Source organism: Halorientalis brevis, assembly GCF_042678165.1.
GTDB classification, from domain to species: domain Archaea; phylum Halobacteriota; class Halobacteria; order Halobacteriales; family Haloarculaceae; genus Halorientalis; species Halorientalis brevis.
In genome coordinates this window covers 221,694-243,085 of sequence record NZ_JBHUDJ010000003.1, presented here as the reverse complement: position 1 = coordinate 243,085, position 21,392 = coordinate 221,694, and the positions used below count along the sequence as shown (strand labels likewise).

Sequence of the window (21,392 nt, the reverse complement as noted above, 5' to 3'; positions counted from 1 at the left end):
ACCCAGATCACCGCGGCCGACTCACGACCGGTCGTACTCGTACGAACCGCGGTCGCGTTCGCGGGAGGCCTGCGTCTCGTCGAGTCGTCCCTGCTCGATGCGTCGTTCGAGTTCCCGCTCGAACTCGGGCTCGCTGATTCGGCCGGCGGCGTAGTCGTCTTTGAGGCGCTCCACGTCCCGTTCGGCCCGCTCGCGGTCGGTCGGCGTCACCTTCTCCGCGAGGTGCAGACGTCGCGCCCACTCGTTCTGGCGTTCGAGCAGTCGCGCGACGGACGCGACCGTCTCGTTGCGCACGAGACGGCTGTCGGTGTCGACCGCGCCGGTCGCGATCCGGTACAGCCCCCAGGCGACCGCCGCCAGTCCTGCGACGCCGGCGACGACCAGGGCCAGCACGTACGGGATCGCGGTCGACAAGAGCCCCACGAGCGTCGCGTCCGGACTCACGAGGGCGCCGAGCACGTCGAACACGCCGACCAGCGCGACGATCGCGAACGCGAGGGTCGATAGAACGACGCCGAGAATCGGCCCCTTGAGCTCTCCGAGCAGTCCCATCGGTCACTGATACGTCTGTCCGATACTTGAGACTGCGGTTCAACGGTCGAACTCGTCCGACGACCTACACGAGTTCCACCAGCACGAACAGCGCTTCCGTGGCGACCAGCAACAGGACGCCGACGACTAGCAGGGCTGCCGGCACCACGAGCAGGCCGGCGTCGGTGAACAACCAGAGACCGAGACCGGCCAGCACGAGCAGGAAGCCGACGGCGCGAAGCACCCAGGAGACGACGCCGTCGAGCCCGAACTGTTCGGCGACTTCGAGCACTTCGAGCGCTTCGTCCATGGCTACCAGTTAATTGCACGTCCTGTCTGAAAAACGTAATGACGCCGCCGGAGCGGCGGTGCGGCGCTCAGTCGTGGCGGAACGAGCGACTGCCCGTGAACATCATGGCCATGTCGTGTTCGTTCGCGGCCTCGATGACGTCCTCGTCGTTGACCGAGCCGCCGGGCTGGATGACCGCCTCGATGCCGGCCTCGGCAGCGGCCTCGATGCCGTCCGGGAACGGGAAGAACGCGTCGGACGCCATGACCGCGCCCTCGGCGGACTTGCCCTCGGCGTCTTTCTCCGCTTTCATCTTCGCGATCTCGACGGCGTCGACGCGGGAGACCTGCCCGGCGCCCACGCCCACCGTTTCAGTTCCTTTCGCGAACAGGATCGCGTTGGACTTGACGTGCTTGATGGTCTGCCAGGCGAACTGCATCGCCTCGAGCTGTTCGTCCGTCGGCTCGCGCTCGGTGACGACTTCCAGGTCCTCCGTGGTCGGGGCCTGGTCGTCGCGTTCCTGGACGAGCGTTCCGCCGACGAGGTCCTTCTCGGTCATCGGTTCGGTGGGCTCGAAGGAGCCGTCCACGTCCAGCACGCGGAGATTCTCCTTCTCGAACAGCGTGTCGAGGGCGTCGTCGGTGTAGCCCGGCGCGACGACGACCTCCTTGAACGAGTCGACGATCTGCTCGGCGGTGGCCTGGTCGCACTCGCGGTTCAGCGCGACGATGCCACCGAACGCGCTCTTGGCGTCGGTCGAGAGCGCGCGCTCGTAGGCCTCGGCCAGGGAGTCGGCCGTCGCACAGCCCGCCGGGTTGGTGTGTTTGATGACGGCTGCGGCCGGCTCGTCGAACTCCTTGATGAGATTGAGCGCACCGTTCGCGTCGTTGTAGTTGTTGTACGACAGCGCCTTCGCGCCCTCGTTCAGCTGGTCGGCGTGGACGACGCTGGCTTCGTCACAGGTCACGTCCGCGTACAGTGCGGCGTCCTGGTGTGGGTTCTCCCCGTAGCGCAGGTCGGCGTGGCGGTCCTCGCTCGTGATGCGACGCTGCGGGAGGTCGCCGCCCTCGTCGCCCTCGACGGAAACGTCGTTGTTCTCCCAGTCGACGTCGACGCGGCCCTCCGCGAACCAGCGAACGGCTCGCGGGTAGGCCTTCATTTCGCCCTGGTACAGCACGCGGTCCTGGAGGTCCTCCGTGGTGTCGCCCTCGTACACCGGGATCGGCTCCTGCGTGACGACGGGGCCGCCGTCGACCTCGTCCTCGATGAGCGAGCCGTCGTCGTCGACGGCGTTCGTGACTGCGTGGACGGTACACCCCACTACGTCGACGCCGTACTCCAGGGCGTCGCCCCAGGCGTCCATCCCGGGGAACGACGGGAGCAGCGACGGGTGGACGTTCAGCGTCGTCGGCATCGGGTCGAGGAACGTCTCCGAGAGGACGCGCATGTACCCGTCGAGACAGACGAGATCGAAGTCGTACGCGTCGAGCGCGTCGACGACGCGCTGTTCGTGGTCGCGGCGACTCTCGTCGTCGCCCTGGACGACGGTTTCGGTGGGAATCCCCCGCTTCTCGGCTTTCTCGACGACCGGGGCGTCCTCCGAGTTCGTGAGGACGACGGCGAGTTCGGCCCCGCCGGGTGCCAGGTCGTGAACGTTCATGAGATTGCGACCGCGGTTACTGGCCAGTCCCGCTACCTTCATACCCGGAGGGGAGCGTGCCGGGCGCAAATGCGTTGCGAATCGCCTAGGAATGCAGTACCCACGCGACGACCACGACAGCGCAGCAGCTCTCGAAACAACGTCGCGTCAAAAGCGGTGTGGGGAGAGGGACGGGTGTGAGAGGGAAAGTGCTCGATTGGGGGTGTGTGGTCGCCCCGACGGGAATTCGTGGTTGCTTCCTTATCATTGTTTCCATTTATGCTGGCAGTCTTAACAGCGTTGTGCGAGAGTGGCAGATCGCAAGCCCTGTAATGCACTCTCGCAGACATACGTGGGGCGAAACCGATGCGTTTCGCCAGGGAGAGTCCCCTGCAGGTGCAGGCCGTCTGTTATTCACCCGTGGCGTCCAACACCGAGCGTGGTTCATCTCAATCAGAACACGCTCACGGACGTCGGAATCGTCTCGACAATCGTCGACGCGGCGATGGAGTTCGCACGCGGACGACCGAAAAGCGGGGCGATGCTGCTCGGTGCTGCAGCACTCTCGAGCCGCGTTCCGGGCCTCGGCGTCGCCGTCTCGGCACTGCTGCGCGTGTACCGGCGCCTCCGATAGGACGCCCGCCACAGAACATGAAACGGGTCGCTCGGGGCGACGCGCAGGCGTCGCCCGTCTCGACGACGAAAGAGTGGTCTCTTCCTTGTGGAGGATAGATCTAAACCAATGCATCGTGACGACGATCCCCCACAGTCAGACGAGACGGATCTCGGAGCGTTGTTTCTCGCGCTCTCGCACGTGCATCGTCGGCGCGTCCTCCAGTGCCTGTGGGAACACGGAACCGAGCTCACGCTGGCCGACGTCGCCGAGGAGGTGACTGCCCAGCAGACCGAGACGTCCATTCAGAACATCGAACCCGAGACCGTGACGCGGACCTACCTCTCGCTGTATCACCAACACATCCCGCAGTTAGAGGAGGCAGACCTCGTCTCGTACGATCAGGAGAACGATCTCGTCATCGCGACGAGCGAGCGCGAGACCGTCAGATCCGCGGTCGACACCTTCCTCGACCCGACGGCGACGCACTCACCCGACGGCTGAGAGGGTCGCGCGAGCGAACCAACGCGTCCGGCCCTTCGATACTCTTTTTCGCCTCCTGTGCCCATCGAGACGTATGACTGATCGGAGTTCGCTCGACGCAGTCTCGCCACTGGACGGGCGCTACGCCCGGTACACGGAACCACTCGTTCCCTACGCCAGCGAGCGGGCGCTCATGCGCGCACGCACGCAGGTCGAAGTCGAGTACCTCATCGCGCTCGCCGACCTCGACGCCACGCCGCTACAGATCGACGACGCCCAGCGCGACCACCTCCGGGGGCTCTACGAGTCGTTCGACGTCGAAGACGCCGAGATCGTCAAACAGCTCGAAACTCAGGGCTGGAAGGACTACTCGGCGACCAACCACGACGTCAAGGCCATCGAGTACTTCGTCCGCGAGCACCTCCCCGACGGACTTGACGCGAGCCAGTGGATTCACTTCGGCCTCACCAGCGAGGACGTCAACAACCTCGCCTACCGGCTGCTCGTCAAGCCCGCGGCCGCGGAAGTCGTCGTCCCCGAACTCCGGGACCTGCGCGACACGCTCACCGAGATGGCACAGGCACACCGGGACCTCCCGATGCTCGCCCGCACGCACGGCCAGCCGGCGACCCCCACGACCTTCGGGAAGGAACTGGCCGTCTACGCTGCGCGTCTGGGCCGGGCCCTCGGTCGGGTGCAGGACGCCATCGACGGCATCGAAGGCAAACTCGCCGGTGCGAGCGGTACCTACGCCGCTCACCACGCCGCCTATCCCGACGTGGACTGGCAAGCGTTCGCCGCCGAGTTCGTCGACCGTCTCGGCCTCGAACACGCCTCAGTCACGACGCAGGTCAATCCCTGTGACGACCTGGCGGAGCTGTTCGACGCGCTCCGCGGGGCGAACAACGTCCTGCTCGACCTGGACCTGGACATGTGGCTGTACGTCTCCGACCGCTACCTCGGCCAGGAGACCGTCGAGGGCGAGACCGGCTCCTCGACGATGCCCCACAAGGTCAACCCCATCGACTTCGAGAACAGCGAAGGGAACCTCTCGAAGGCCAACTCCGATCTCGTCTTCCTCGGCGACTACGTGACGACGTCCCGTCTCCAGCGCGACCTCTCGGACTCGACGGTCAAGCGCAATATCGGCGCAGCCCTCTCGCACTGTCTCATCGGCTACCAGAAGTGCCAGAAGGGCCTCGGGAAGGTCGTCCCCAACGAGCACGTCATGCGCGACGAACTGGAGGACACGCCCGAGATCATCGGCGAGGCGGTCCAGACCATCCTCCGACGGGAGGGGCACGACGACGCCTACGAGCGGGTGAAGGCGCTGACGCGCGGCCAGCGCGTCACCATCGAGGACTTCCGCGATCTGTTCGACGACCTCGACGTGCGCGAGGACGTGCGCGAGGAACTCCACGCGTTGACGCCAGCCGGATACGTCGGCGTGGCGAGCGACCTCGTCGACGAGTCGACCGAGGAGTGACAACCAGTCGTGCCGCAAGTATAATCTGAAGAGGGCGTTTCCCTGTGCACGAATCACTTCTCATCTCATCTGCGACATAGAGGGCACATAGGCAGCAGATACCATCACGGCAATAGTGGGGCCGTCACGCAGAATCAGCGCGTCGAAGCGGGGCCACTCCTGATCTAGAGGGACCGAAGAATACGTTCCCCATTATCCGAGATTCGGGTCGGGTCAAACGACTGGTGTAAGAACTGATTTTGGCACTACAGGAGCAGCTGCGGCCGAACACGTGGACAAGTATGCAAACCACGCTACGAGACGTATTTTTTCAACGAACCCTGGATAAGCTGTAATTACCAAAGAGAGAGCGAGTCTATCGAAGGGCGAATAAACATGGAGAAAGCTTCGATAGTAGTTCCGGCGGCGTCGGCGGCGAGTTCGGTTGCGTTTCATCGCTCGCTCGGTCGCCGCGGCATACGAACGATCGCCGTCTCGGAGACCGAGACTGCCCCCTCGTTCCGATCTCGCTACTGTGATGAAACCGTATTGGTGAGCGATCCCAAGGAAGACATCACCGGCTACAAAGAGGCGCTGTTAGCCCTCGCAATGCGTCCCGACGTCGAGACGATTGTGCCACTCCGGGAAGAGGACATCTACGTGCTCTCGAAATACCGGCAAGAGTTTGCAGAGCACATTGCGACTCCTTGGCCGTCGTTCGAGACGTTACGGACTGTCCACGACCGAGAGAAGTTGTTCGATGCAGCTCGAAAGGCCAGCGTCCCCGTCCCAGAAACGAACACGCTCGACGATGTCGACGACTGGGGACGACGGCTCGTTGTCAAGTCCCGATACGCACTCTTGACGGGCGATTACCTCTCGGATAGCGCGGCCGAAGGGATCATCGAACCGAGAAGTGCGACGTTTCTCAAACCGGACGAGCGACCGGATAAGGAGCGGCTCCGATCTGAATTCAAACACAACCCCCACGTTCAGCAGTTCGTGGATGGAACCGAGTTTTCGCTCGGTGTGTTGTACGACGACGGCGAACCGGTCGTCGAAACCCAGAAACGGATCATCCGCGGAAAGAAATACTACTGCGGCCCAAGTGTCTATCACGAATCAGTAGATATCCGCGAACTCGAAGAGCTCGGACGCCGATTACTCACACAGCTCGATTGGCACGGCCCTGCCGATATCGATATCATCCGGGACGACAATTCTGGAGAGTACAAACTTCTGGAGATCAATCCCCGTTTCTGGGCCACCATCCAAATGGAGATTCACGCAGGCTTTGATTTTCCCCTCTATTATTGGCGGATGACACAGAACGACTCACGACAGTCGATTCCATCGCCAGAGCCCGGGATTGCGTCGCACTATTTACCGGGCGAACTGTCGTATATCCAGAGTGTGCTGACGGAGGACCACCCGTTGTGTGACCCTCCCTCGGTGTCATCTTCGGGATGGGAAATAACCAGGTCAATTATCGGGGATCACCGCTTCGATCTTCTGGATTTGGACGACCCTCTGCCGTTCGTCTCGCGCGTCGCCGACGAAGTGCGTGGGTGAGAACAGTTTGTCCGGTTTCTGACGCGAGTTATCGAACGTGGCACGACCGAGACGAGCGCTGAGCAGTGTCGTGGCACGGCCATGGCTGTCGCGAGTGCGTAGAAGCACACTTCAGCCACGTTTTGTCTGGGGAGGTTCCGCATCCAGCGCTGGCGAGTCAGGAAACCTGTCGCGGCAAACTGGGTGGCCCCAACATCTAAGCAGTTTGAAATTCATTTGTGAGTACATGCGATACGTGGAGGGGCAACTGACGCCGGACCGGGGGTGGTTCCATCCGATCGAACGGCGGATCCAGCAGGCACCGGGCATCGAGAACGAGCGCATCCTCCAGATGCAACTGCTCGACGACGGGACGGTGACGACGATGTACGAACTCAGCGGCGACCGCGAAGTCATCGAGTTCGCCGCCGAACACATGCCGGAGCTCATCACGTACCAGATCTCGCCGATGCAGGACCGCATCATCACCTACGCCCACGTCGAGGCAAACGAGATGCTGCAGGGACTGCTCGAGATTCCCCAGAAGTTCGAGGTCGTCCCGGACTTCCCAATCGAGTTCGTCGGCGACGGGAGCATCCGCCTGACGACCGTCGGCGACGAAGCGCAGATTCGCGAGGCGATGGCTGCCGTCCCGGACGGGATCACGGTCGAACTCGAGAAACTCGGCGACTACGCGCCCGAGAACGAGCGACTGCTGACGCGACTCACCGACCGCCAGCGCGAGGTCGCCCAGATCGCCGTCGAGATGGGGTACTACGACACGCCGCGGAAGGTCACGTACGACGACATCGCCGACGAAGTGAACGTCGCACCCGGCACCGTCGGCGAAATCCTCCGGAAGGTCGAATCGCGGCTCCTGAACGCGCTGCTGGGCTGACGAAACGGGCAGTCGACGACAAAACGCGACGCTCTGTCCGGGGGAACGACCCGCTAACCGAGCAACTGCTCGACGGCGGCAGTGACGATCTCGCCCGCCCGCTCGACGTCAGAGCGACGAACATATTCACGTTCTGCGTGGGCGACGGCACCCTCGTCGTCGGCCAGGACGCCCGGCCCGAACACGACCGTCGGCGCGTCCTGCGCGAAGTAGGACGCCTCGGTCGCCGCCCCGAACGGGCGAACCTCGCCGGCCCCGGCGTCCTGCATCGCCGCGACGACGTCGCTGTCGGCCGGCGTCGCGAAGGCTTCGAGGAACGGCGTCTCGCGGTCCGTGTACTCGAACGAGATCGACAGCGACTCCGGCAGCCAGGACTGGAGGTGCGCCTCCAGTTGCTCGCGGAAGCCCTGCTGCGTTTCCGGCGGGACGCTCCGGCGATCGACGGTGATCCGACACTCGGCCGGAATCTGGTTGGTCGCTTCACCGCCCTCGATGATCGTCGGTTCGAGCGTCGGGCGCCCGAGCGAGTCGTGTTCCGGCGGTCCGACGGTCTCGTCGTAGGACTCGATGGCCTGCAACACCGGCGATGCGGCCCGAATGGCGTTCGCCCCGCTGGCCGGTTCCGCAGCGTGCGCCGCGATTCCCTCGACGGTCACGGTCCCCTCGAAGCGTCCCTTCGCCGCGTTACAGACGTCGAGTCCCGTCGGCTCGCCGACGATGTACCCGTCGGCCCCTAAATCGAGGGCCGCCGCCCCCGTCGAGTAGACTTCCTCGTCGGGCGTGATCGCCAGCGTCAGTGTCCCCGTCTCGACGTCAGCACCGAAGAACGCGGTCAGCAGCGCGGCCAGCGGCCCCTTCGCGTCGCAGGACCCCCGACCGCGGACGACGTCGCCGTCACGTTCAAACGGGACGTGTGGCGGTACCGTGTCGATGTGCGTGTTCAAGACGAGATGCGGGCCGTCGGCGTCGCCCTCGCGGGTCGCGAGCGTGTTGCCGGCGTCGTCGACCTCGGGATCGGCGCCCTGTGCGTCGAGCGTCTCGACCAGCAGGTCGCGCATCTCGGACACGTCTTCGTGAGACGCGGTCTGAACGGCGGTTTCGTGGAAAGAGAGCGGATCGAAGTCCATCAGTCGTCACCGATCGCGTCGGCGTCGGTGTCCTGGTCGGTGTCGATCGGCTGCGAGTCCGGGAGTGCGGCCTGCCCGGCGAACTCGCGCTCGACCGGTCCCTGGAGCAGCGCGTCGTCCTCGGTCAACTGGACGACGAGGCGGCCGCCCGGCGGATGGACGGGAATGCGCTCGCCCTTCTCGACTTTCCCGAGGCGCTCGGCAGCCGCGGTGATGGCGACCGCGCCGGTGCCACAGGAGTCTGTTTCGGCCTCGACGCCGCGCTCGAAGGTCCGCTGATCGAATCCACCGTCCGGCCGTCGAGCCGCGAAGTTGACGTTCGCGCCCTCGGGGAAGACGTCGGCGTTGCGAACGGCCGGCGCGATGCCGTCGACGTCGACCGTCGTCACGTCGTCGACGAAGGCGACCGCGTGCGGCACGCCGGTGTTGACCACCGTGACCGACAGCCCTTCGACCGTCTCCTCGACGAGCGGTTCGTCGCTGTCGACGGGCACTCTGTCGGGGTCGAACGTCGGTTCGCCCATCTCGATGGTGACGCCCTGGTCGCCGATCTCGGCGCGACGGGTGCCTGCTTGCGTGTCGATCATGACGACGTCTGCGCCGGTTCGCTCTGCGACCCACTTGGCCGCACAGCGCGCGCCGTTGCCGCACATGGCCGCGACGCTGCCGTCCGGCTGGACCAGCGTCATGACGACTCGCGGCGGCGAGTACTCGTCTTCCAGCGCGAGGAAGAGAATGCCGTCGGCGCCCGTCTTGAGCGCGTCCGGATGTGTCAATCCCGTCTCGCGGTCACAGAGGTCCGCGGCGAACGCCCGCCGGTCCGGTACCTCCTCGTCCGCGTCGACGATGATGAAGTCGTTTCCTGTCCCGTGGTACTTCTCTACTCCGACCATTGTTCCTCCAGTGTAGTTACGTCAGCAAGCCGCTCGCGCCGGACAGCGAGGGTCGCCTCCTGTCCGTCGATGGCCACGACCGCCGGCCGCGGCCGGGAGTTGTACTGGCTACTCATCTCGTAGCCGTACGCACCCGCGTTCCCGACCGCCAGGACGTCGTTCCGTTCGGGAGCCGGCAGCGATCGATCCCTGCCGAGCACGTCCGCCGTCTCACAGATCGGCCCGGCGACCATCACCGAGACCACGTCCCTGTCGGCCGCGTCGGGCGCGAGCGAGCGCAGTTCGTGATACGAGTCGTACATCGCAGGACGGATAAGTGTCGTCATCCCCGCGTCGACGCCGACGACCGTCGTCTCGGCCGTCTCCTTGACCGTGTTGACCGTCGCGAGCAACACGCCCGCGTCGGCCACGAAGTACCGTCCCGGTTCGATTCCCAGCGTGGCGTCGAGCTCACCGAGCGCCGTCCGGGTCGCCTCGGCCACTGCGTCCAGATCGAGCGGCGGTTCCTCCTCGCGGTACGGCACGCCGAGACCGCCCCCGACGTTGACGAATTCCAACGCGGTCACGTCCGCGATGACGTCCCGCGCGAGGTCGCCCATCCGCGACACGAGTTCACGATGGGCGTCCAGGTCGTCGCCGGAGATGCCGCTCCCGGCGTGGGCGTGGAGGCCGACCAGTTCCATCTCGCGCTCGACGGCGTCGGCCGCGAGATCGGCGACCCGGTCGTACGGGACGCCGAACTTCGGTGCTGCGCCGGTCGAAACCTTCTCGTGGTGCCCGGCACCGACGCCCGGCAGGACGCGGATGCAAAGCCGTCCGTCGAAACCGCGGTCGGCGACGCGTTCCAGCGTGTCCGCTGAATCGATCGTGACCACGACGTCGTGCTCGTCGGCGACCTCCACGACGTGATCGAGGTCGCGGTCCGGCGGGTTGACTGCCGTGTACCGCACGGCTTCCGGATCGAAGCCCGCGTCGAGAGCGCGCTGCAGCTCGCCAGCGGAGGCACACTCGGCGCCGACGCCCGTGTCACGGACGGTTTCGAGTACCGGGCGCGTCGTGTTGGCCTTGACCGCGTAGCTGATCTCCTCTTCCGAAAAGGCGTCCTGCAGCCGGCGCGAGTTCTCGCGGACGCGCTCTACGTCGATCACGTACAGCGGCGTCTCGTACGCCGCGGCGAGGCCGCGCAGTCGCTCGGCGTCCCAGTCGGACAGCCTGCGGACTGCGGGTCCGGTGCTCATTCTCGGAGCGCGTCCTCGCGCTCGGTGCCTTCGAGGGTCTCGGTCTCGATGTCCGTCGCGACGACCGCCGGCTTGTAGGCCGCGCCCGGGATCAGGTCGTCGTCACTGACCGAGGATTCGACGTAGCGCGCGAAGGCCCGGCGTTCCGGCGGCAGTTCGCCGTACAGCACCTGATCCTCGACGAGGTCGTACACCGGAATGCGCGGCGTCAGCAGCGTGTTTTCGCCGACGACGCTGTTCTCGCCGACTTTGAACCCGGAGGTGACGCGGGTGCCGGCCCCGAGCGAGACGCCGTCCTCGACGATGACCGGGTCGTTCTCGACGGGTTCGAGGACGCCGCCGATGAGCGTGTTCGCACCGATCTTGACGTTCTCGCCGATCTGGGCGCACGACCCGACCGTGTCACAGGAGTCGACGAGCGTCCCGTCGCCGATGTACGCGCCGATGTTCACGAACGACGGGCTCATCATGATCGCGTCGCTGCCTACGTAGGCACCGCGTCGGATGACCGTGCCGTCCGGCGTGTTCCGGGAGCCGCGCTCGCCGATGTCGGCGGTCTCGCGGAGCGGCAGCACGTCGTGGTAGTCGACGCCGCCGTGGGTACGGGCCTCGATGTCGCGCAGGCCGAAGTTGAGCAGGATGCCCTGCTTGACCCACGCGTTGACCTGCCAGTCGTCCCCGTCCGGTTCGGCGGCGCGGACGATTCCCTGTTCGAGGGCTTCGAGGAAGGCGTCGAGGACGCCCAGGTCGTCGGCGGTGGCCTCGTCGGCGGTCAGTCCCTCGTCGTAGCGATTCCACAGTGACTCGATCTCGTATTGAAGGCTCATGGTGTTCCCGTCTCCTTACTGCGCGTCGATAACGTCTCCGAATTCGTACCAGTCGGCGTTCTGTCCGGCGAGCCAGGCCGCCGCGTCGAGGGCGCCGGCCGCGAACACGCTGCGGTCCTCGGCGTGGTGCGACAGCGAGAGCACTTCGTCGTTGCCCGCCGCGATGAGTTCGTGTTCGCCGCGGACGTCGCCGGCGCGGCGCGCGAACACGCCGATCTCGTCGTCGTCGCGGGGAGCGTGCCCCTCGCGCCCGTACACCGGTTCGACGTCGCGGTGTTCCTGGACGGTCTCCAGAATGGTCTTGGCGGTCCCCGACGGCGCGTCGATCTTCTGGTTGTGATGCGTTTCCATCAGTTCCAGGTCGTAGTCGGGCACGGCCTGCAGTGCCTCACCGATCGCTCGCAGGAGCGCCTGGATGCCGCGCGAGAAGTTCGTCGCCTTGAGGACCGGAACGGACTCGCTGGCTGCCTCAAGCGCCTCGAACCCCTCGTCGTCGAAGCCGGTGGTGCCGATGACCATCCCGGTCCCAGTCTCCACGCAGGCGTCTGCCAGCGCGACCGTCGACTCGGGTATCGTGAAATCGACGACGACGTCGGGTTCGTACTCGGCGAGGCCCTCGGTCACGTCGTCCGCGTGGACGACGGGGACGTCCTGCACTTGGTCGACGTCGTCGACGTCGAAGCCGACGACGGCCTCGACGTCGTCGCGGTCGTCCGCCGTCTCGATGACGGTCTGGCCCATCCGCCCTGCGGCACCGTTGACAGCGATTCTGGTCATTCCTCGGCCTCCGCGACCTGTGGGATCTCACCGTCCTCGAGGTCTGCCAGCACTTCGCGGAGGTGATCGAGGTCCTTCTCGTTCATCCGGTTGAGCGGCGAGCGCATCCGACCGGAGTCGTAGTGGCCGCGGATCTCCATGGCTTCCTTGATCGGGATCGGGTTCGAGACCATGAACAGCGCGCGGAACAGCGGGCCGAGTTCGTGGTGGTACTCGCGTGCGCGCTCGAAGTCGCCCGACACGGCGGCACCGACCAGTGCACAGGTCCGCTCGGGTTCGATGTTTGCGGAGACGCTGATGGTCCCGGTGCCGCCCGTGGCGATGATGGGCAGGGTCATCGCGTCGTCGCCCGAGAGGACGGAGAAGTTCTCGTTGCGGGTGCGCTCGATGACCTCGGTGATTCGGTTCATGTCGCCGCTGGCGGCCTTGTAACCGACGATGTTCTCGTGGTCGGCGAGGTTGACCGCGGTTTCGATGGCGATGTTGCGGCCCGTCCGGGACGGGACGTTGTAGATGATCTGCGGGAGGTCGATCTCGTCTGCGATCGCCCGGAAGTGCGCTTCCATCCCTTCCGGTTCGGGCTTGTTGTAGTACGGGGAGATCAGGAGGAGACCGTCGGCGCCGGCGTCGGCCGAGCGGCGGGAGAGTTCGAGCGCTTCGCGCGTGTTGTTGCTGCCCGAGCCGGCGATCACCGGGACGTCGTCGACGGCCTCGACGACTGCCTCGATGACCTCGATGTGTTCGTCGTGGGAGAGCGTTGCGCTCTCGCCGGTCGTCCCCATCGGGACGACGCCGTCGACGCCGGCCGCTTCGAGATACTGCGCGTGGTCCTGGAGGGTTTCGAAGTCGATGCTTTCGTCGTCGTGGAACGGCGTGGTCATCGCGGGGAACACGCCGGTGTAGGTGTCGTGTGTCATTGCTGTGGTGTGCGTGTGGCACTGATTTGAGCGTGGTGGTCTGGCGGTCCAACCGAAACCGGCCCGCGACGAGGGTGCTACGCCCGCCGGGAGCCCCTACTCGCGTTTGCGTTTCGGTTTCGCACGCTCGAGAAAACGACCTGCACCACAGTGGCGGCGCTCCAACCGTAGCGCACGCCGACCTGTGGTGCGGTGCATACGAAACACACCAACACGAGATAACTTAGGGTTTGCGACAACAGGTCGGCACCGAAACCAGTCGGGAGTGCGAGACGCAAAACCATATGGCGGACCGTCCGCAAAGAGCGAGCATGACGAACGTCCATCCGGGGCAGCGCGTGGCGATGCTCGCCGACGCGCAGAACCTCTATCACACGGCCCGGAGTCTCTACACCCGCAACATCGACTACAGCTCGCTCCTTGAAGAGGGGGTCCGCGGTCGCACACTGACCCGTGCCATCGCCTACGTGATTCGCGCCAACGCCGAAGACGAGGAGAGCTTCTTCGAGGCACTCGTCGACATCGGCTTCGAGGCGAAAACCAAGGAGATCAAAACCTTCGGCGACGGCTCGAAGAAGGCCGACTGGGACGTCGGGATGAGCCTCGACGCGGTCTCGCTGGCCAACCACGTAGACACCATCGTCCTCTGTACGGGAGACGGCGACTTCTCGCGGCTCTGCCGGCACCTGAAACACGAGGGATGCCGCGTCGAAGTGATGGCGTTCAAGGAGTCCACCGCCGAGGAACTCATCGAAGCAGCTGACGAGTTCGTCGACATGAGCGCGCAACAAGAGACCTTCTTGCTGTAGATTGTAGGAGGGAGCATCCGCCGAGCAGGGCGAGGCGGTTCACGCGAGCGGCTTTGCCGCTCGCGCCTTTTTAGTCCAGGTTTTTGCGAGGAGGGTTCCCGCAGGGCCGCGAAGCGGCCCGAGGAAACCCGAGTGAGTAAAAAGTGGGTTTAGACCGGCCGACCTTCTTCAGACGTCCCCACGAGCAGCGAGCCCGCAGCGAGACCGAGCGCAGCGATGCTCCCGGCCACGGCCGGCAGCGGAATCTCCTGCAGGCCCGCCCCCAGAATCAGGGCGCTGCTGACGAGCAGCAGCACCAAACCGACGCCGATCTTGGTTGAGTTTGTTCCCATATTGGGGCCATCTTTGCCCTAACCCAGTATAAATCCACCCAAACCACCCGACCTTGGCATGACGAATCACACCATGCATGACTATCGGGATGCGATACCATTGCACAGCAGCGCACGACGGTTGGAAGGTGTTTTGTCCGTGGCTCCGCTCGGTGTAGCCATGCAGACCGACGAGCGCCGGATGCTCCGGCGGGTGGCCGACTACCAGTTCGGCGCAGGGGCTGGCACAGCACTCTTTCCCGACGGCGAGGAGCTGACGGTGTATCGAACCACGTCGGGACGACCGAACCAGGTCGTCGCCGACGCCGGCCGGCTCATCACGTACGGCGTCGACGGCCGCTTCAGACTCGGCGTGACCGGCGGGAAACGCCTCCAGGCGGGGCTCGACGCCCCGACCCACCGAGTCGTGCTGGGCGACGAGAGCGAACCGTTCGTGCGAAAGGGGCGCAACGCCTTCGCGAAGTTCGTCCAGGCGGCAGACGAAGGTATCCGACCGGGCGACGAGGTGCTGGTCGTTCACGCGGACGGTCCGCTGCTGGGCGTCGGTCGCGCCGAACTCTCGGGCGCCGGCATGCGCGATTTCGAGAGCGGGATGGCAGTGTTCGTGCGAGACGGAGCCGGCCCCGCCGAAGGAGACTCGACCGCAGAACCCGCTGACAGCTGATCGCGGTCTGAGAAGTCGGATAGGAGATTTTTACTGCCTGCGACTGCTCGGAACGCTCAGATGGAGCGTGACAGACTCGGATACGCCCTGATCGTCGCCGCGATCGCGGGCCTCGCACTCGTCGTGGCCGCGAGCGCAGCGACGGCGCCCTCCCAGGAAGTCGCCAAGGAAAACACCACGGCGACGCTGGTGGGGATCCAGGGGGGAGGACTGGGGTATCACGACTACGGCAGCGTCCAGCTCGTCGACGAGAGCGGACAGCGCGTCTGGGGAATCGCGAACGCGGACAGCTACTTCGACGTCACCGGACTGGACAACGGGACCGTCATGGCCGGGTTCATGGACAGCGGCTACACCGACTGCGGCCCCTACGAGTCGCCGTGTACGCACACCGGGTTCCGCATCCTCGACCCGAACGCGACCGATCCGGTCGTCTTCGAGTACAGCTACCCGGTTCGGACCATGACCAACAGCGAAACGCACGACGTCGAGCAGCTGTCCTCCGGGGAGTTCCTCGTCTCCGACATGGATCACGAGCGGATCTACACCGTCACACGGAACGGTACGATCACCTGGCAGTGGAAGGCCAGTTCCTACTACGACGCTCCCGAAGACCCGACCAAAACTGACTGGCTCCACGTCAACGACGTCGACTACCTGGGGTCGGATCGCTTCCTGGTCAGCGTCCGGAACGCCAACCAGCTCGTCATCGTGGAACGCGGCGAGGGCGTCGTCGACGTGGTCAACGAGGACCGCGACCCCGACCTCCTCGACAAACAGCACAACCCGCAGTGGCTCGCCGAGAACGCCATCCTGGTCGCCGACAGCGAGAACGACCGCATCGTCGAACTCCACCGGAACGGGTCCGACGGCGAGTGGTTCGTCGCCTGGGGACTCCAAGCAGCAAACGGCCTCGAGTTCGAGTGGCCCCGCGACGCCGACCGCCTCGACAACGGGAACACGCTCATCACCGATTCGCGGAACAAACGCGTCGTCGAGGTCACGGAAAACGGCAGCGTCGTCTGGAGCACGACCTTCGAGTACATCCCGTACGAGGCCGAACGGCTCCCGGAGGGCGAGACAGTCGGCGGACAGGTGTACAACCCGGCAGCCGGGAACGTGCAACTCGATTCCGCGGGTGGCATTCCCGTCCTCACGTCGCTTTTGTCCCTCGTCCGCGCCGGCTATCCGATTCCCTTCTGGGTGAGCGAACTCCATCTGCTCGCGGTGCTCGTGGGACTCGGGATGCTCGTCGGTGGCAGCGGGCTGGTCCTGTCCGACCGGCGGGCCGACGAGGACGAAGCCGACGCCAACGGCTAGCGTCGAGCGGCCAAAACGCGGGGAACCGGTGGGGTTTTTTGTCCGGACCGCGACCGAACGGGTATGTTCGGAGGAGGCGGCGGTTTCGACCCACGGAAGATGCAACAGATGATGGACCAGTTCGGTATCGACCTGACCGAACTCGACGCCGAAGAGGTCGTCATTCGGACGCCCGACGAGGAACTCGTCTTCACAGACGCTGAAGTCCAGAAGATGGACGCACAGGGCCAGGCGACCTACCAGATCATCGGCTCGCCCGAGAGCCGCGACCGCGGCGAGGGCGACGCCGCCGGCGCAGTCGAGAGCGGCGACAGCGGTTCGAGCGGCATCCCCGACTCGGACGTCGAGATCGTCGCCGAGCGCGCCGGCGTCTCGGAGGACGACGCCCGCGAGGCACTCGAAGCGAACGACGGCGACCTCGCAGCGGCCATCGCCGACCTGGAGTAACGTGGCAGTTCTCCTGGTTCGCGACGACCGCGAGTACCTCCTACAGCGGGGTGAAACCTTAGAGACCGATCTGGGCATCCTGGAGGTCCCCGAGGACGCCCAGGCGGGCGAGGTGGTGACGACCCATCTCGACGAGGCGTTCACCGTCCGCGAGCTGCGCGGCCCCGACTGTTTCGCACACTTCGAACGCACCGGCGCGCCGATGATGCCCAGAGACATCGGGCTGGTGATGGGCCACACCGGGGCGTCCGGCGGTGACCGGGTCTTAGACGCCGGAACCGGCACGGGCGTCCTCTCGGCGTACCTCGGCCGGGCCGGCGCGAACGTCGTGACCTACGAGCGCGACGCCGACTTCGCCGAGGTCGCCCGCGAGAACATGGCACTGGCCGGGGTCGACGACCGCGTCGACGTCCGCGTCGGTGACATCACCGACGAGATCGACGACCTCACCGAGGAAGCGTTCGACGTGCTCACGCTCGACACCGAAGACGCCGCGACCGTCGTCGCGAGGGCGCCCGACCTGCTCGCGAAGGGCGGCTTCGTCGCGGTCTACTCTCCGTTCGTCGAACAGACGCGGGAGATCGTCGCGGCAGCACGGGAGGCCGGGCTCTCGGACGTCGAATCGCTGGAGACCATCCAGCGCGAGATGGACTTCGACGACCGCGGGTCCCGCCCGTCGACGGCGGGCGTCGGCCACACCGGCTATCTGACGTTCGCGCGATTGGAATAACCCGCGCACTGCTCGGGCACGACCACGACGATGTTCAAGACCATCGACACGCTGCTCACGGGCGTCGCATCCGGTCCCATGGAGACGGTGGCAAATCTCGTCGTCGCTCTCGACGGGGCACAGCTCAAACTCACGTCGATCACCGGGAAAGTCCGGATCGTCGTCGAGTCGCTCCGCGCGGCGATCCGGATCGTCCGGACGGAGCAGCAAACGCTTCTGAAACTCGACCAGGCACTCTCCGCGAGCGGAATCACTGCGCCGGTCTACGTTGCGGGGACGCGGATCGCCTTGCTCGGCGCCCACGCCGAGCCCGGCTGGCTGAGTCGCCGGATCGCCGACGGGCGGACCGAAGTCGACGGCTGGGGCGTCGTCAAAACGGCCCTTCGAGGCCTGCGGCGACGCGCTACGCGGCTCAGACCGCTGCGGTGTAAACGTCGGATTCAGGCTCGCTGGTCCGAATCCGGTCTCGAATCGCGCTTGCGGAGATAGCTCACTCGACGCCCCGGAGCAGCGCGATCAGCTCGCGTCGGCAGGTTCCCGGATCAGTCGACACGGTCGGGAGATCGATCCCGAGGAACGCGTCGAGCGGCCGGGCCGGATACGCACCGCCCGCGAGTCGGAACTCACCGTCGGTCGTCCAGACCGCGAGCCAGCCGTCGATCGGGAGTGCTCGCGTCCCGCCACCCGGAAGCAGTGCGTCGAGCGTCGCGCTGAACGCCCGGAGCCTGGCCCGGTCGCCGGTGTCGACGCGGACGCGCTGGCTGTTCCCCGGAGAGACGTCACGGAACCCGCGTTCGCGGAGGATGTCGACGAACTCCGACTCGGCCCTGGAACGGACCGTCGAGAAGACCGCCGCCGGGCCGATGGCCGGAGGCAGCGGCGGGGTAAAGGACAGGCGAGTGGCGAAGAAAAAGCGCCACATCCGGTCGAGGTCGCCGTCGGTCGCGGCTCGCACGGCTTCTCGGAGATCGCTGTCTTCGTAGACGAGCGTGTGACCGACGACTTTCGCGGTCGGGAGGCGGAAGACTGTTTCAGCCGTCGCCTCCGTCTGCGTCCAGCCCTCGAGGAGAGAGGCCGGAACGTCCGGCATCCCCTGCCCGCGCTCGTCGGGCATCCGTGGTCAGTGGTCGTCTTCGCGCCACTTGTGCTCGCACTCGGTGCAGGTGAAAAATCGCGTCTCGCTCTCGTCAGCAGCGCGGATCTGCTTCATCTCCCAGAAGGCGCGGTCGTTGCCACACTCCGGACAGCGGGCCTCGGTCGTCGGGCCCATGTCCTCGGCGTCGACGTCGGAGGTGTCGATGACCTCGCTTTCTTCCTGGGACTGTGTGGACGTCATCGCAGCCTCCTTCTGTTCGTCCCGCGGCGTCTCGTAGCCACAGCTGCCACAGACCCACATCCCGTCTTCGGTTTTCATCATCGAGCCGCATTCGTCACAGAACTGCATTGTGTTAGGTACCCTTACGGAAGGCCCAATAAAATCCCGTCGGATGCGGCCAGGATGTGACAGCGCCTCCCAGATTCGAGATGGAAACTGACATGGTCGCCGCGCAGGTGGACTGGATAGATGCTCGGGACAGACCGACGGGTCCTCGTGTTGGCGCTCGCGCGGATGGCCGACGCAGTCGCGAACTCCTTTCTCATCGTCGTCCTCCCGCTGTACATCGCGAGCGGCGCGATCTCGCTGGACGCACTGGTCGGCACCCGGGTGCCACTCCTCGGACTCGCCGTCACCGAGGAACTGCTCATCGGCGTCGTCCTCTCGCTGTTCGGGTTCCTGAACAGCCTCTCCCAGCCGTTCACCGGCCGCCTCTCCGACCGCACCGATCGGCGCAAGGTGTACATCGTGTTCGGCCTGGCACTGCTCGCCGTCGCGAGCGCGGCGTACGTCGTCGCGGACAGCTACCTCGCCGTCGTCTTCTTCAGAGGACTTCAGGGGCTTGGTGCGGCGTTCACCATCCCCTGTACGATCGCGCTGGTGAACGAACTCGCGACGAAGGGCAGCCGTGGTGGAAACTTCGGGGTGTTCAACGCGTTCCGCCTGCTCGGCTTCGGAATGGGGCCCATCGTCGCCGGCACCGTGGTCGCGGCCGGCCCGTACGCGCTCCCGATCGCGGGCGGAACCGAGCTCTCTGGGTTCGACGCTGCCTTCTTCGTGGCCGTCGTCGGCGCGTTGCTCAGCCTCGGGCTCGTGGCGCTGCTCATCAGTGACCCCGACGAAACCCGGGACAGCGCCGGTGAGGACCTCTCGATCGCGGTTCGCGATCGGGACGGCGACCACCTGCTCGACCCTGTCTTCACGCTCGCGGTCGCGACGCTGTGTATGGCCATCGGCATCGCGCTGTTCGCCACGCTGCAGGAGACCATCAACGCCAGACTGAACCAGCAGCCGGCGTTGTTCGGCGCGGAGTTCGCCGCGGTCGTCCTCGCGAACGTCGTCTTCCAGATCCCCATCGGCCGCGCGAGCGACCAGTACGGGCGGCGACCGTTCCTTCTCGTCGGCTTTCTGATCCTCGGTCCGTCGGTGCTCGCCCAGGGACTCGTGACGACCCCGGCCACGATGCTGGTGGCGCGGACGGTCCAGGGGATCGCCGTCGCGATGGTGTTCGCACCAGGCCTCGCGCTGGCGGGCGACATCGTCGGCACGGGCCAGTCCGGCACGCAACTCTCGCTGTTGACGATGGCGTTCGGGCTCGGGACCGCGCTCGGGCCGCTCGCGTCGGGCTATCTCGTTCGCTTCGGATTTGTCGTTCCGTTCGCGTTCGGCGCGATCCTGGCCGTGATCGGACTCGTTCTGATCGCCACGCAGATCGAAGAGACGCTGTCCGAGCCGGAGACAGCGACCGAGCGATCAGTTCCGCAGGATTGAATCGGAGCGCGAGAAGAGACCGTACCGCTCAGTTGTTGGCCGCCCAGTCGTCGCACGGTTCCATGTCGTCCATGACCTCCTTGTGGAGGGTACAGCCCGGCCGAATGTTGCCGTTGACGCGGACGTACTTGAAGTGCTCACAGTTGCCGCAGTACTGATCCGGCTGCCCGCGCGTGTTGACGGCCTCGACCACCTCGTCGGGGAGGGTTTCGACCGTCGCGTCCCCGTCGACCGACTGGGCCGCCGCACCGCCGTCACTGGCCGCCGTTCCGTTCTGGTCGCCGCGGTCGTACAGCACGTTCTCCTCGTCGACGTTGGTCTGGGTCTCGACCTCGCCCTCGGGATTGGTCCCGAACAGGCCGACGCCGCCAAAGCCGGGCACGGACCCGGAGACTTCGAGGATGCGCGTGGTGCCTTCCTCGGTGACTTCCATCTTGACCGTGCCGCCGGGGTCGTTACGGCGTTTGACGTTGGCGGCGGCCAGGAACAGACACCAGACCGTCGTGATGGCGCCGAGGAAGTACACCACGACCACCGGGAGCGTAAAGTCCGTGCTGCCGGCTGCACCGACCCACTGGTACGGGTAGGCTTCCCGGAAGAGGACGACGCCGAAGACCGCGAGGCTTCCGCCGATCACCGCCGCAGCCTGGGTCCGCCGGCTGGACGGCAGCAGTGCGAAACTCCCCAGGAACGCAGCCGGGACGCCGAGCCCGGCGAGCACGCCAGCGAGTTCACGAGCCTCGTAGACGGCGAGGCCGAACTGTTCACCCACACCCGTCGTCGCGAGGACGATGCCCGCGACGACCATGACCGCACCGACGCCGAACAGTGCCAGCCCGAAGTACCGTCGTCGACGGCTGGCAACCGCGCCGACGCCGTGTTCGTACACGTCCGTCAGACTGGTCATGTACGAACCTACGTTACCAGTCCACAAAACAACCCGTCAGACGCCTGGCAGACGAACGTTTGCTCCCTC

25 protein-coding genes are annotated in these 21,392 nt (G+C 65.7%); 12 read left to right on the top strand and 13 right to left on the bottom strand.

What is annotated here, in order from left to right:
• Window positions 1-21: 21 nt before the first annotated feature.
• From ACFR9U_RS08330 to purH, 3 genes are all read right to left on the bottom strand, one after another.
• Window positions 22-552, bottom strand: a complete 531-nt coding sequence (locus ACFR9U_RS08330; RefSeq protein WP_247375561.1) for a hypothetical protein — start codon at window positions 550-552, stop codon at window positions 22-24.
• A gap of 64 nt (window positions 553-616) precedes the next feature.
• Window positions 617-841 carry a hypothetical protein gene (locus ACFR9U_RS08325; RefSeq protein WP_247375563.1) on the bottom strand — a complete coding sequence of 75 codons (225 nt, stop codon included), beginning with the start codon at window positions 839-841 and terminating at the stop codon, window positions 617-619.
• 67 nt (window positions 842-908) lie between these two features.
• Complete coding sequence (purH, locus tag ACFR9U_RS08320; protein WP_247375573.1) at window positions 909-2,522, bottom strand: bifunctional phosphoribosylaminoimidazolecarboxamide formyltransferase/IMP cyclohydrolase; 1,614 nt, start codon at window positions 2,520-2,522, stop codon at window positions 909-911.
• Window positions 2,523-2,898: 376 nt separating this feature from the next.
• Between purH and ACFR9U_RS08315 the strand changes: the two genes are divergently transcribed.
• The 5 genes from ACFR9U_RS08315 to ACFR9U_RS08295 all read left to right on the top strand — a co-directional run bounded on the left by ACFR9U_RS08315 (window position 2,899) and on the right by ACFR9U_RS08295 (window position 7,469).
• A complete protein-coding gene (locus tag ACFR9U_RS08315; RefSeq protein ID WP_247375575.1) occupies window positions 2,899-3,093 on the top strand; it encodes a hypothetical protein in 195 nt (64 codons plus the stop codon).
• 108 nt (window positions 3,094-3,201) lie between these two features.
• Window positions 3,202-3,576, top strand: coding sequence for a helix-turn-helix domain-containing protein (locus tag ACFR9U_RS08310; RefSeq protein WP_247375576.1), 375 nt, complete (start codon window positions 3,202-3,204; stop codon window positions 3,574-3,576).
• Between the two features lie 73 nt (window positions 3,577-3,649).
• The gene (purB, locus tag ACFR9U_RS08305) at window positions 3,650-5,041 is read left to right on the top strand and encodes an adenylosuccinate lyase (protein ID WP_247375584.1); all 1,392 of its coding nucleotides are present in this window, start codon (window positions 3,650-3,652) and stop codon (window positions 5,039-5,041) included.
• 375 nt (window positions 5,042-5,416) lie between these two features.
• Complete coding sequence (locus tag ACFR9U_RS08300) at window positions 5,417-6,592, top strand: carboxylate--amine ligase (RefSeq protein ID WP_247375592.1); 1,176 nt, start codon at window positions 5,417-5,419, stop codon at window positions 6,590-6,592.
• Between the two features lie 226 nt (window positions 6,593-6,818).
• The gene (locus ACFR9U_RS08295) at window positions 6,819-7,469 is read left to right on the top strand and encodes a helix-turn-helix domain-containing protein (RefSeq protein ID WP_247375595.1); all 651 of its coding nucleotides are present in this window, start codon (window positions 6,819-6,821) and stop codon (window positions 7,467-7,469) included.
• Between the two features lie 53 nt (window positions 7,470-7,522).
• On the opposite strand, the gene ACFR9U_RS08290 is transcribed toward ACFR9U_RS08295, so the two are convergent.
• The 6 genes from ACFR9U_RS08290 to dapA are packed head-to-tail and all read right to left on the bottom strand — an operon-like array spanning window position 7,523 to window position 13,248.
• Entirely contained in the window at window positions 7,523-8,596 is a 1,074-nt protein-coding gene (locus ACFR9U_RS08290; protein ID WP_247375596.1) for a M20 family metallopeptidase, read from the bottom strand.
• The gene (dapF, locus tag ACFR9U_RS08285; RefSeq protein WP_247375605.1) at window positions 8,596-9,489 is read right to left on the bottom strand and encodes a diaminopimelate epimerase; all 894 of its coding nucleotides are present in this window, start codon (window positions 9,487-9,489) and stop codon (window positions 8,596-8,598) included. The genes ACFR9U_RS08290 and dapF overlap by 1 nt, the downstream gene beginning before the upstream one ends.
• Complete coding sequence (lysA, locus tag ACFR9U_RS08280) at window positions 9,477-10,727, bottom strand: diaminopimelate decarboxylase (RefSeq protein WP_247375607.1); 1,251 nt, start codon at window positions 10,725-10,727, stop codon at window positions 9,477-9,479. The genes dapF and lysA overlap by 13 nt, the downstream gene beginning before the upstream one ends.
• Window positions 10,724-11,554 carry a 2,3,4,5-tetrahydropyridine-2,6-dicarboxylate N-succinyltransferase gene (locus ACFR9U_RS08275; RefSeq protein WP_247375608.1) on the bottom strand — a complete coding sequence of 277 codons (831 nt, stop codon included), beginning with the start codon at window positions 11,552-11,554 and terminating at the stop codon, window positions 10,724-10,726. The genes lysA and ACFR9U_RS08275 overlap by 4 nt, the downstream gene beginning before the upstream one ends.
• A 15-nt stretch (window positions 11,555-11,569) precedes the next feature.
• Window positions 11,570-12,331 carry a 4-hydroxy-tetrahydrodipicolinate reductase gene (gene dapB, locus ACFR9U_RS08270; protein WP_247375620.1) on the bottom strand — a complete coding sequence of 254 codons (762 nt, stop codon included), beginning with the start codon at window positions 12,329-12,331 and terminating at the stop codon, window positions 11,570-11,572.
• Window positions 12,328-13,248, bottom strand: coding sequence for a 4-hydroxy-tetrahydrodipicolinate synthase (gene dapA, locus ACFR9U_RS08265; protein WP_247375622.1), 921 nt, complete (start codon window positions 13,246-13,248; stop codon window positions 12,328-12,330). The genes dapB and dapA overlap by 4 nt, the downstream gene beginning before the upstream one ends.
• A gap of 311 nt (window positions 13,249-13,559) precedes the next feature.
• Between dapA and ACFR9U_RS08260 the strand changes: the two genes are divergently transcribed.
• The gene (locus ACFR9U_RS08260) at window positions 13,560-14,057 is read left to right on the top strand and encodes a LabA-like NYN domain-containing protein (RefSeq protein ID WP_247375624.1); all 498 of its coding nucleotides are present in this window, start codon (window positions 13,560-13,562) and stop codon (window positions 14,055-14,057) included.
• 149 nt (window positions 14,058-14,206) lie between these two features.
• Here ACFR9U_RS08260 and ACFR9U_RS08255 read toward each other — a convergent pair whose 3' ends face one another.
• Window positions 14,207-14,389 carry a DUF8178 family membrane protein gene (locus ACFR9U_RS08255; protein WP_247375626.1) on the bottom strand — a complete coding sequence of 61 codons (183 nt, stop codon included), beginning with the start codon at window positions 14,387-14,389 and terminating at the stop codon, window positions 14,207-14,209.
• A 160-nt stretch (window positions 14,390-14,549) separates the two neighbouring features.
• On the opposite strand from ACFR9U_RS08255, the gene ACFR9U_RS08250 reads away from it, so the two are divergent.
• The 5 genes from ACFR9U_RS08250 to ACFR9U_RS08230 all read left to right on the top strand — a co-directional run bounded on the left by ACFR9U_RS08250 (window position 14,550) and on the right by ACFR9U_RS08230 (window position 18,039).
• Entirely contained in the window at window positions 14,550-15,053 is a 504-nt protein-coding gene (locus tag ACFR9U_RS08250; RefSeq protein WP_247375628.1) for a PUA domain-containing protein, read from the top strand.
• Between the two features lie 60 nt (window positions 15,054-15,113).
• Window positions 15,114-16,373, top strand: a complete 1,260-nt coding sequence (locus tag ACFR9U_RS08245) for an aryl-sulfate sulfotransferase (protein WP_247375637.1) — start codon at window positions 15,114-15,116, stop codon at window positions 16,371-16,373.
• Between the two features lie 63 nt (window positions 16,374-16,436).
• Window positions 16,437-16,820, top strand: a complete 384-nt coding sequence (locus ACFR9U_RS08240) for a nascent polypeptide-associated complex protein (protein WP_247375640.1) — start codon at window positions 16,437-16,439, stop codon at window positions 16,818-16,820.
• Window position 16,821: 1 nt separating this feature from the next.
• Window positions 16,822-17,550 carry a methyltransferase domain-containing protein gene (locus ACFR9U_RS08235; RefSeq protein ID WP_247375641.1) on the top strand — a complete coding sequence of 243 codons (729 nt, stop codon included), beginning with the start codon at window positions 16,822-16,824 and terminating at the stop codon, window positions 17,548-17,550.
• 30 nt (window positions 17,551-17,580) lie between these two features.
• Complete coding sequence (locus tag ACFR9U_RS08230; RefSeq protein WP_247375642.1) at window positions 17,581-18,039, top strand: hypothetical protein; 459 nt, start codon at window positions 17,581-17,583, stop codon at window positions 18,037-18,039.
• 1 nt (window position 18,040) lies between these two features.
• Here the strand turns inward: ACFR9U_RS08230 and ACFR9U_RS08225 are convergent, their stop codons facing one another.
• Window positions 18,041-18,664, bottom strand: a complete 624-nt coding sequence (locus tag ACFR9U_RS08225; protein WP_247375643.1) for a DUF6517 family protein — start codon at window positions 18,662-18,664, stop codon at window positions 18,041-18,043.
• A gap of 6 nt (window positions 18,665-18,670) precedes the next feature.
• Complete coding sequence (locus tag ACFR9U_RS08220; protein WP_247375645.1) at window positions 18,671-18,994, bottom strand: transcription factor S; 324 nt, start codon at window positions 18,992-18,994, stop codon at window positions 18,671-18,673.
• Window positions 18,995-19,114: 120 nt separating this feature from the next.
• On the opposite strand from ACFR9U_RS08220, the gene ACFR9U_RS08215 reads away from it, so the two are divergent.
• Window positions 19,115-20,416 (top strand): MFS transporter, encoded by a 1,302-nt coding sequence (locus ACFR9U_RS08215; protein WP_247375647.1) that lies wholly within the window; start codon window positions 19,115-19,117, stop codon window positions 20,414-20,416.
• Window positions 20,417-20,444: 28 nt separating this feature from the next.
• Here the strand turns inward: ACFR9U_RS08215 and ACFR9U_RS08210 are convergent, their stop codons facing one another.
• Window positions 20,445-21,323: a cell division protein CdpA domain-containing protein gene (locus tag ACFR9U_RS08210; protein ID WP_247375649.1), complete on the bottom strand. Its 879-nt coding sequence runs from the start codon at window positions 21,321-21,323 to the stop codon at window positions 20,445-20,447.
• Window positions 21,324-21,392: the final 69 nt, after the last annotated feature.

Coding starts and splice junctions, on each gene's coding strand:
- ACFR9U_RS08230 (WP_247375642.1), top strand. CDS start 17,581: ATGTTCAAGACCATCGACACGCTGCTCACGGGCGTCGCATCCGGTCCC.
- dapF (WP_247375605.1), bottom strand. CDS start 9,489: ATGGTCGGAGTAGAGAAGTACCACGGGACAGGAAACGACTTCATCATC.
- ACFR9U_RS08260 (WP_247375624.1), top strand. CDS start 13,560: ATGACGAACGTCCATCCGGGGCAGCGCGTGGCGATGCTCGCCGACGCG.
- purH (WP_247375573.1), bottom strand. CDS start 2,522: ATGAAGGTAGCGGGACTGGCCAGTAACCGCGGTCGCAATCTCATGAAC.
- dapA (WP_247375622.1), bottom strand. CDS start 13,248: ATGACACACGACACCTACACCGGCGTGTTCCCCGCGATGACCACGCCG.
- ACFR9U_RS08310 (WP_247375576.1), top strand. CDS start 3,202: ATGCATCGTGACGACGATCCCCCACAGTCAGACGAGACGGATCTCGGA.
- ACFR9U_RS08325 (WP_247375563.1), bottom strand. CDS start 841: ATGGACGAAGCGCTCGAAGTGCTCGAAGTCGCCGAACAGTTCGGGCTC.
- ACFR9U_RS08300 (WP_247375592.1), top strand. CDS start 5,417: ATGGAGAAAGCTTCGATAGTAGTTCCGGCGGCGTCGGCGGCGAGTTCG.
- ACFR9U_RS08255 (WP_247375626.1), bottom strand. CDS start 14,389: ATGGGAACAAACTCAACCAAGATCGGCGTCGGTTTGGTGCTGCTGCTC.
- ACFR9U_RS08295 (WP_247375595.1), top strand. CDS start 6,819: ATGCGATACGTGGAGGGGCAACTGACGCCGGACCGGGGGTGGTTCCAT.
- ACFR9U_RS08245 (WP_247375637.1), top strand. CDS start 15,114: ATGGAGCGTGACAGACTCGGATACGCCCTGATCGTCGCCGCGATCGCG.
- purB (WP_247375584.1), top strand. CDS start 3,650: ATGACTGATCGGAGTTCGCTCGACGCAGTCTCGCCACTGGACGGGCGC.
- ACFR9U_RS08215 (WP_247375647.1), top strand. CDS start 19,115: ATGCTCGGGACAGACCGACGGGTCCTCGTGTTGGCGCTCGCGCGGATG.
- lysA (WP_247375607.1), bottom strand. CDS start 10,727: ATGAGCACCGGACCCGCAGTCCGCAGGCTGTCCGACTGGGACGCCGAG.
- ACFR9U_RS08330 (WP_247375561.1), bottom strand. CDS start 552: ATGGGACTGCTCGGAGAGCTCAAGGGGCCGATTCTCGGCGTCGTTCTA.
- ACFR9U_RS08290 (WP_247375596.1), bottom strand. CDS start 8,596: ATGGACTTCGATCCGCTCTCTTTCCACGAAACCGCCGTTCAGACCGCG.
- ACFR9U_RS08225 (WP_247375643.1), bottom strand. CDS start 18,664: ATGCCCGACGAGCGCGGGCAGGGGATGCCGGACGTTCCGGCCTCTCTC.
- dapB (WP_247375620.1), bottom strand. CDS start 12,331: ATGACCAGAATCGCTGTCAACGGTGCCGCAGGGCGGATGGGCCAGACC.
- ACFR9U_RS08220 (WP_247375645.1), bottom strand. CDS start 18,994: ATGCAGTTCTGTGACGAATGCGGCTCGATGATGAAAACCGAAGACGGG.
- ACFR9U_RS08275 (WP_247375608.1), bottom strand. CDS start 11,554: ATGAGCCTTCAATACGAGATCGAGTCACTGTGGAATCGCTACGACGAG.
- ACFR9U_RS08210 (WP_247375649.1), bottom strand. CDS start 21,323: ATGACCAGTCTGACGGACGTGTACGAACACGGCGTCGGCGCGGTTGCC.
- ACFR9U_RS08250 (WP_247375628.1), top strand. CDS start 14,550: ATGCAGACCGACGAGCGCCGGATGCTCCGGCGGGTGGCCGACTACCAG.
- ACFR9U_RS08240 (WP_247375640.1), top strand. CDS start 16,437: ATGTTCGGAGGAGGCGGCGGTTTCGACCCACGGAAGATGCAACAGATG.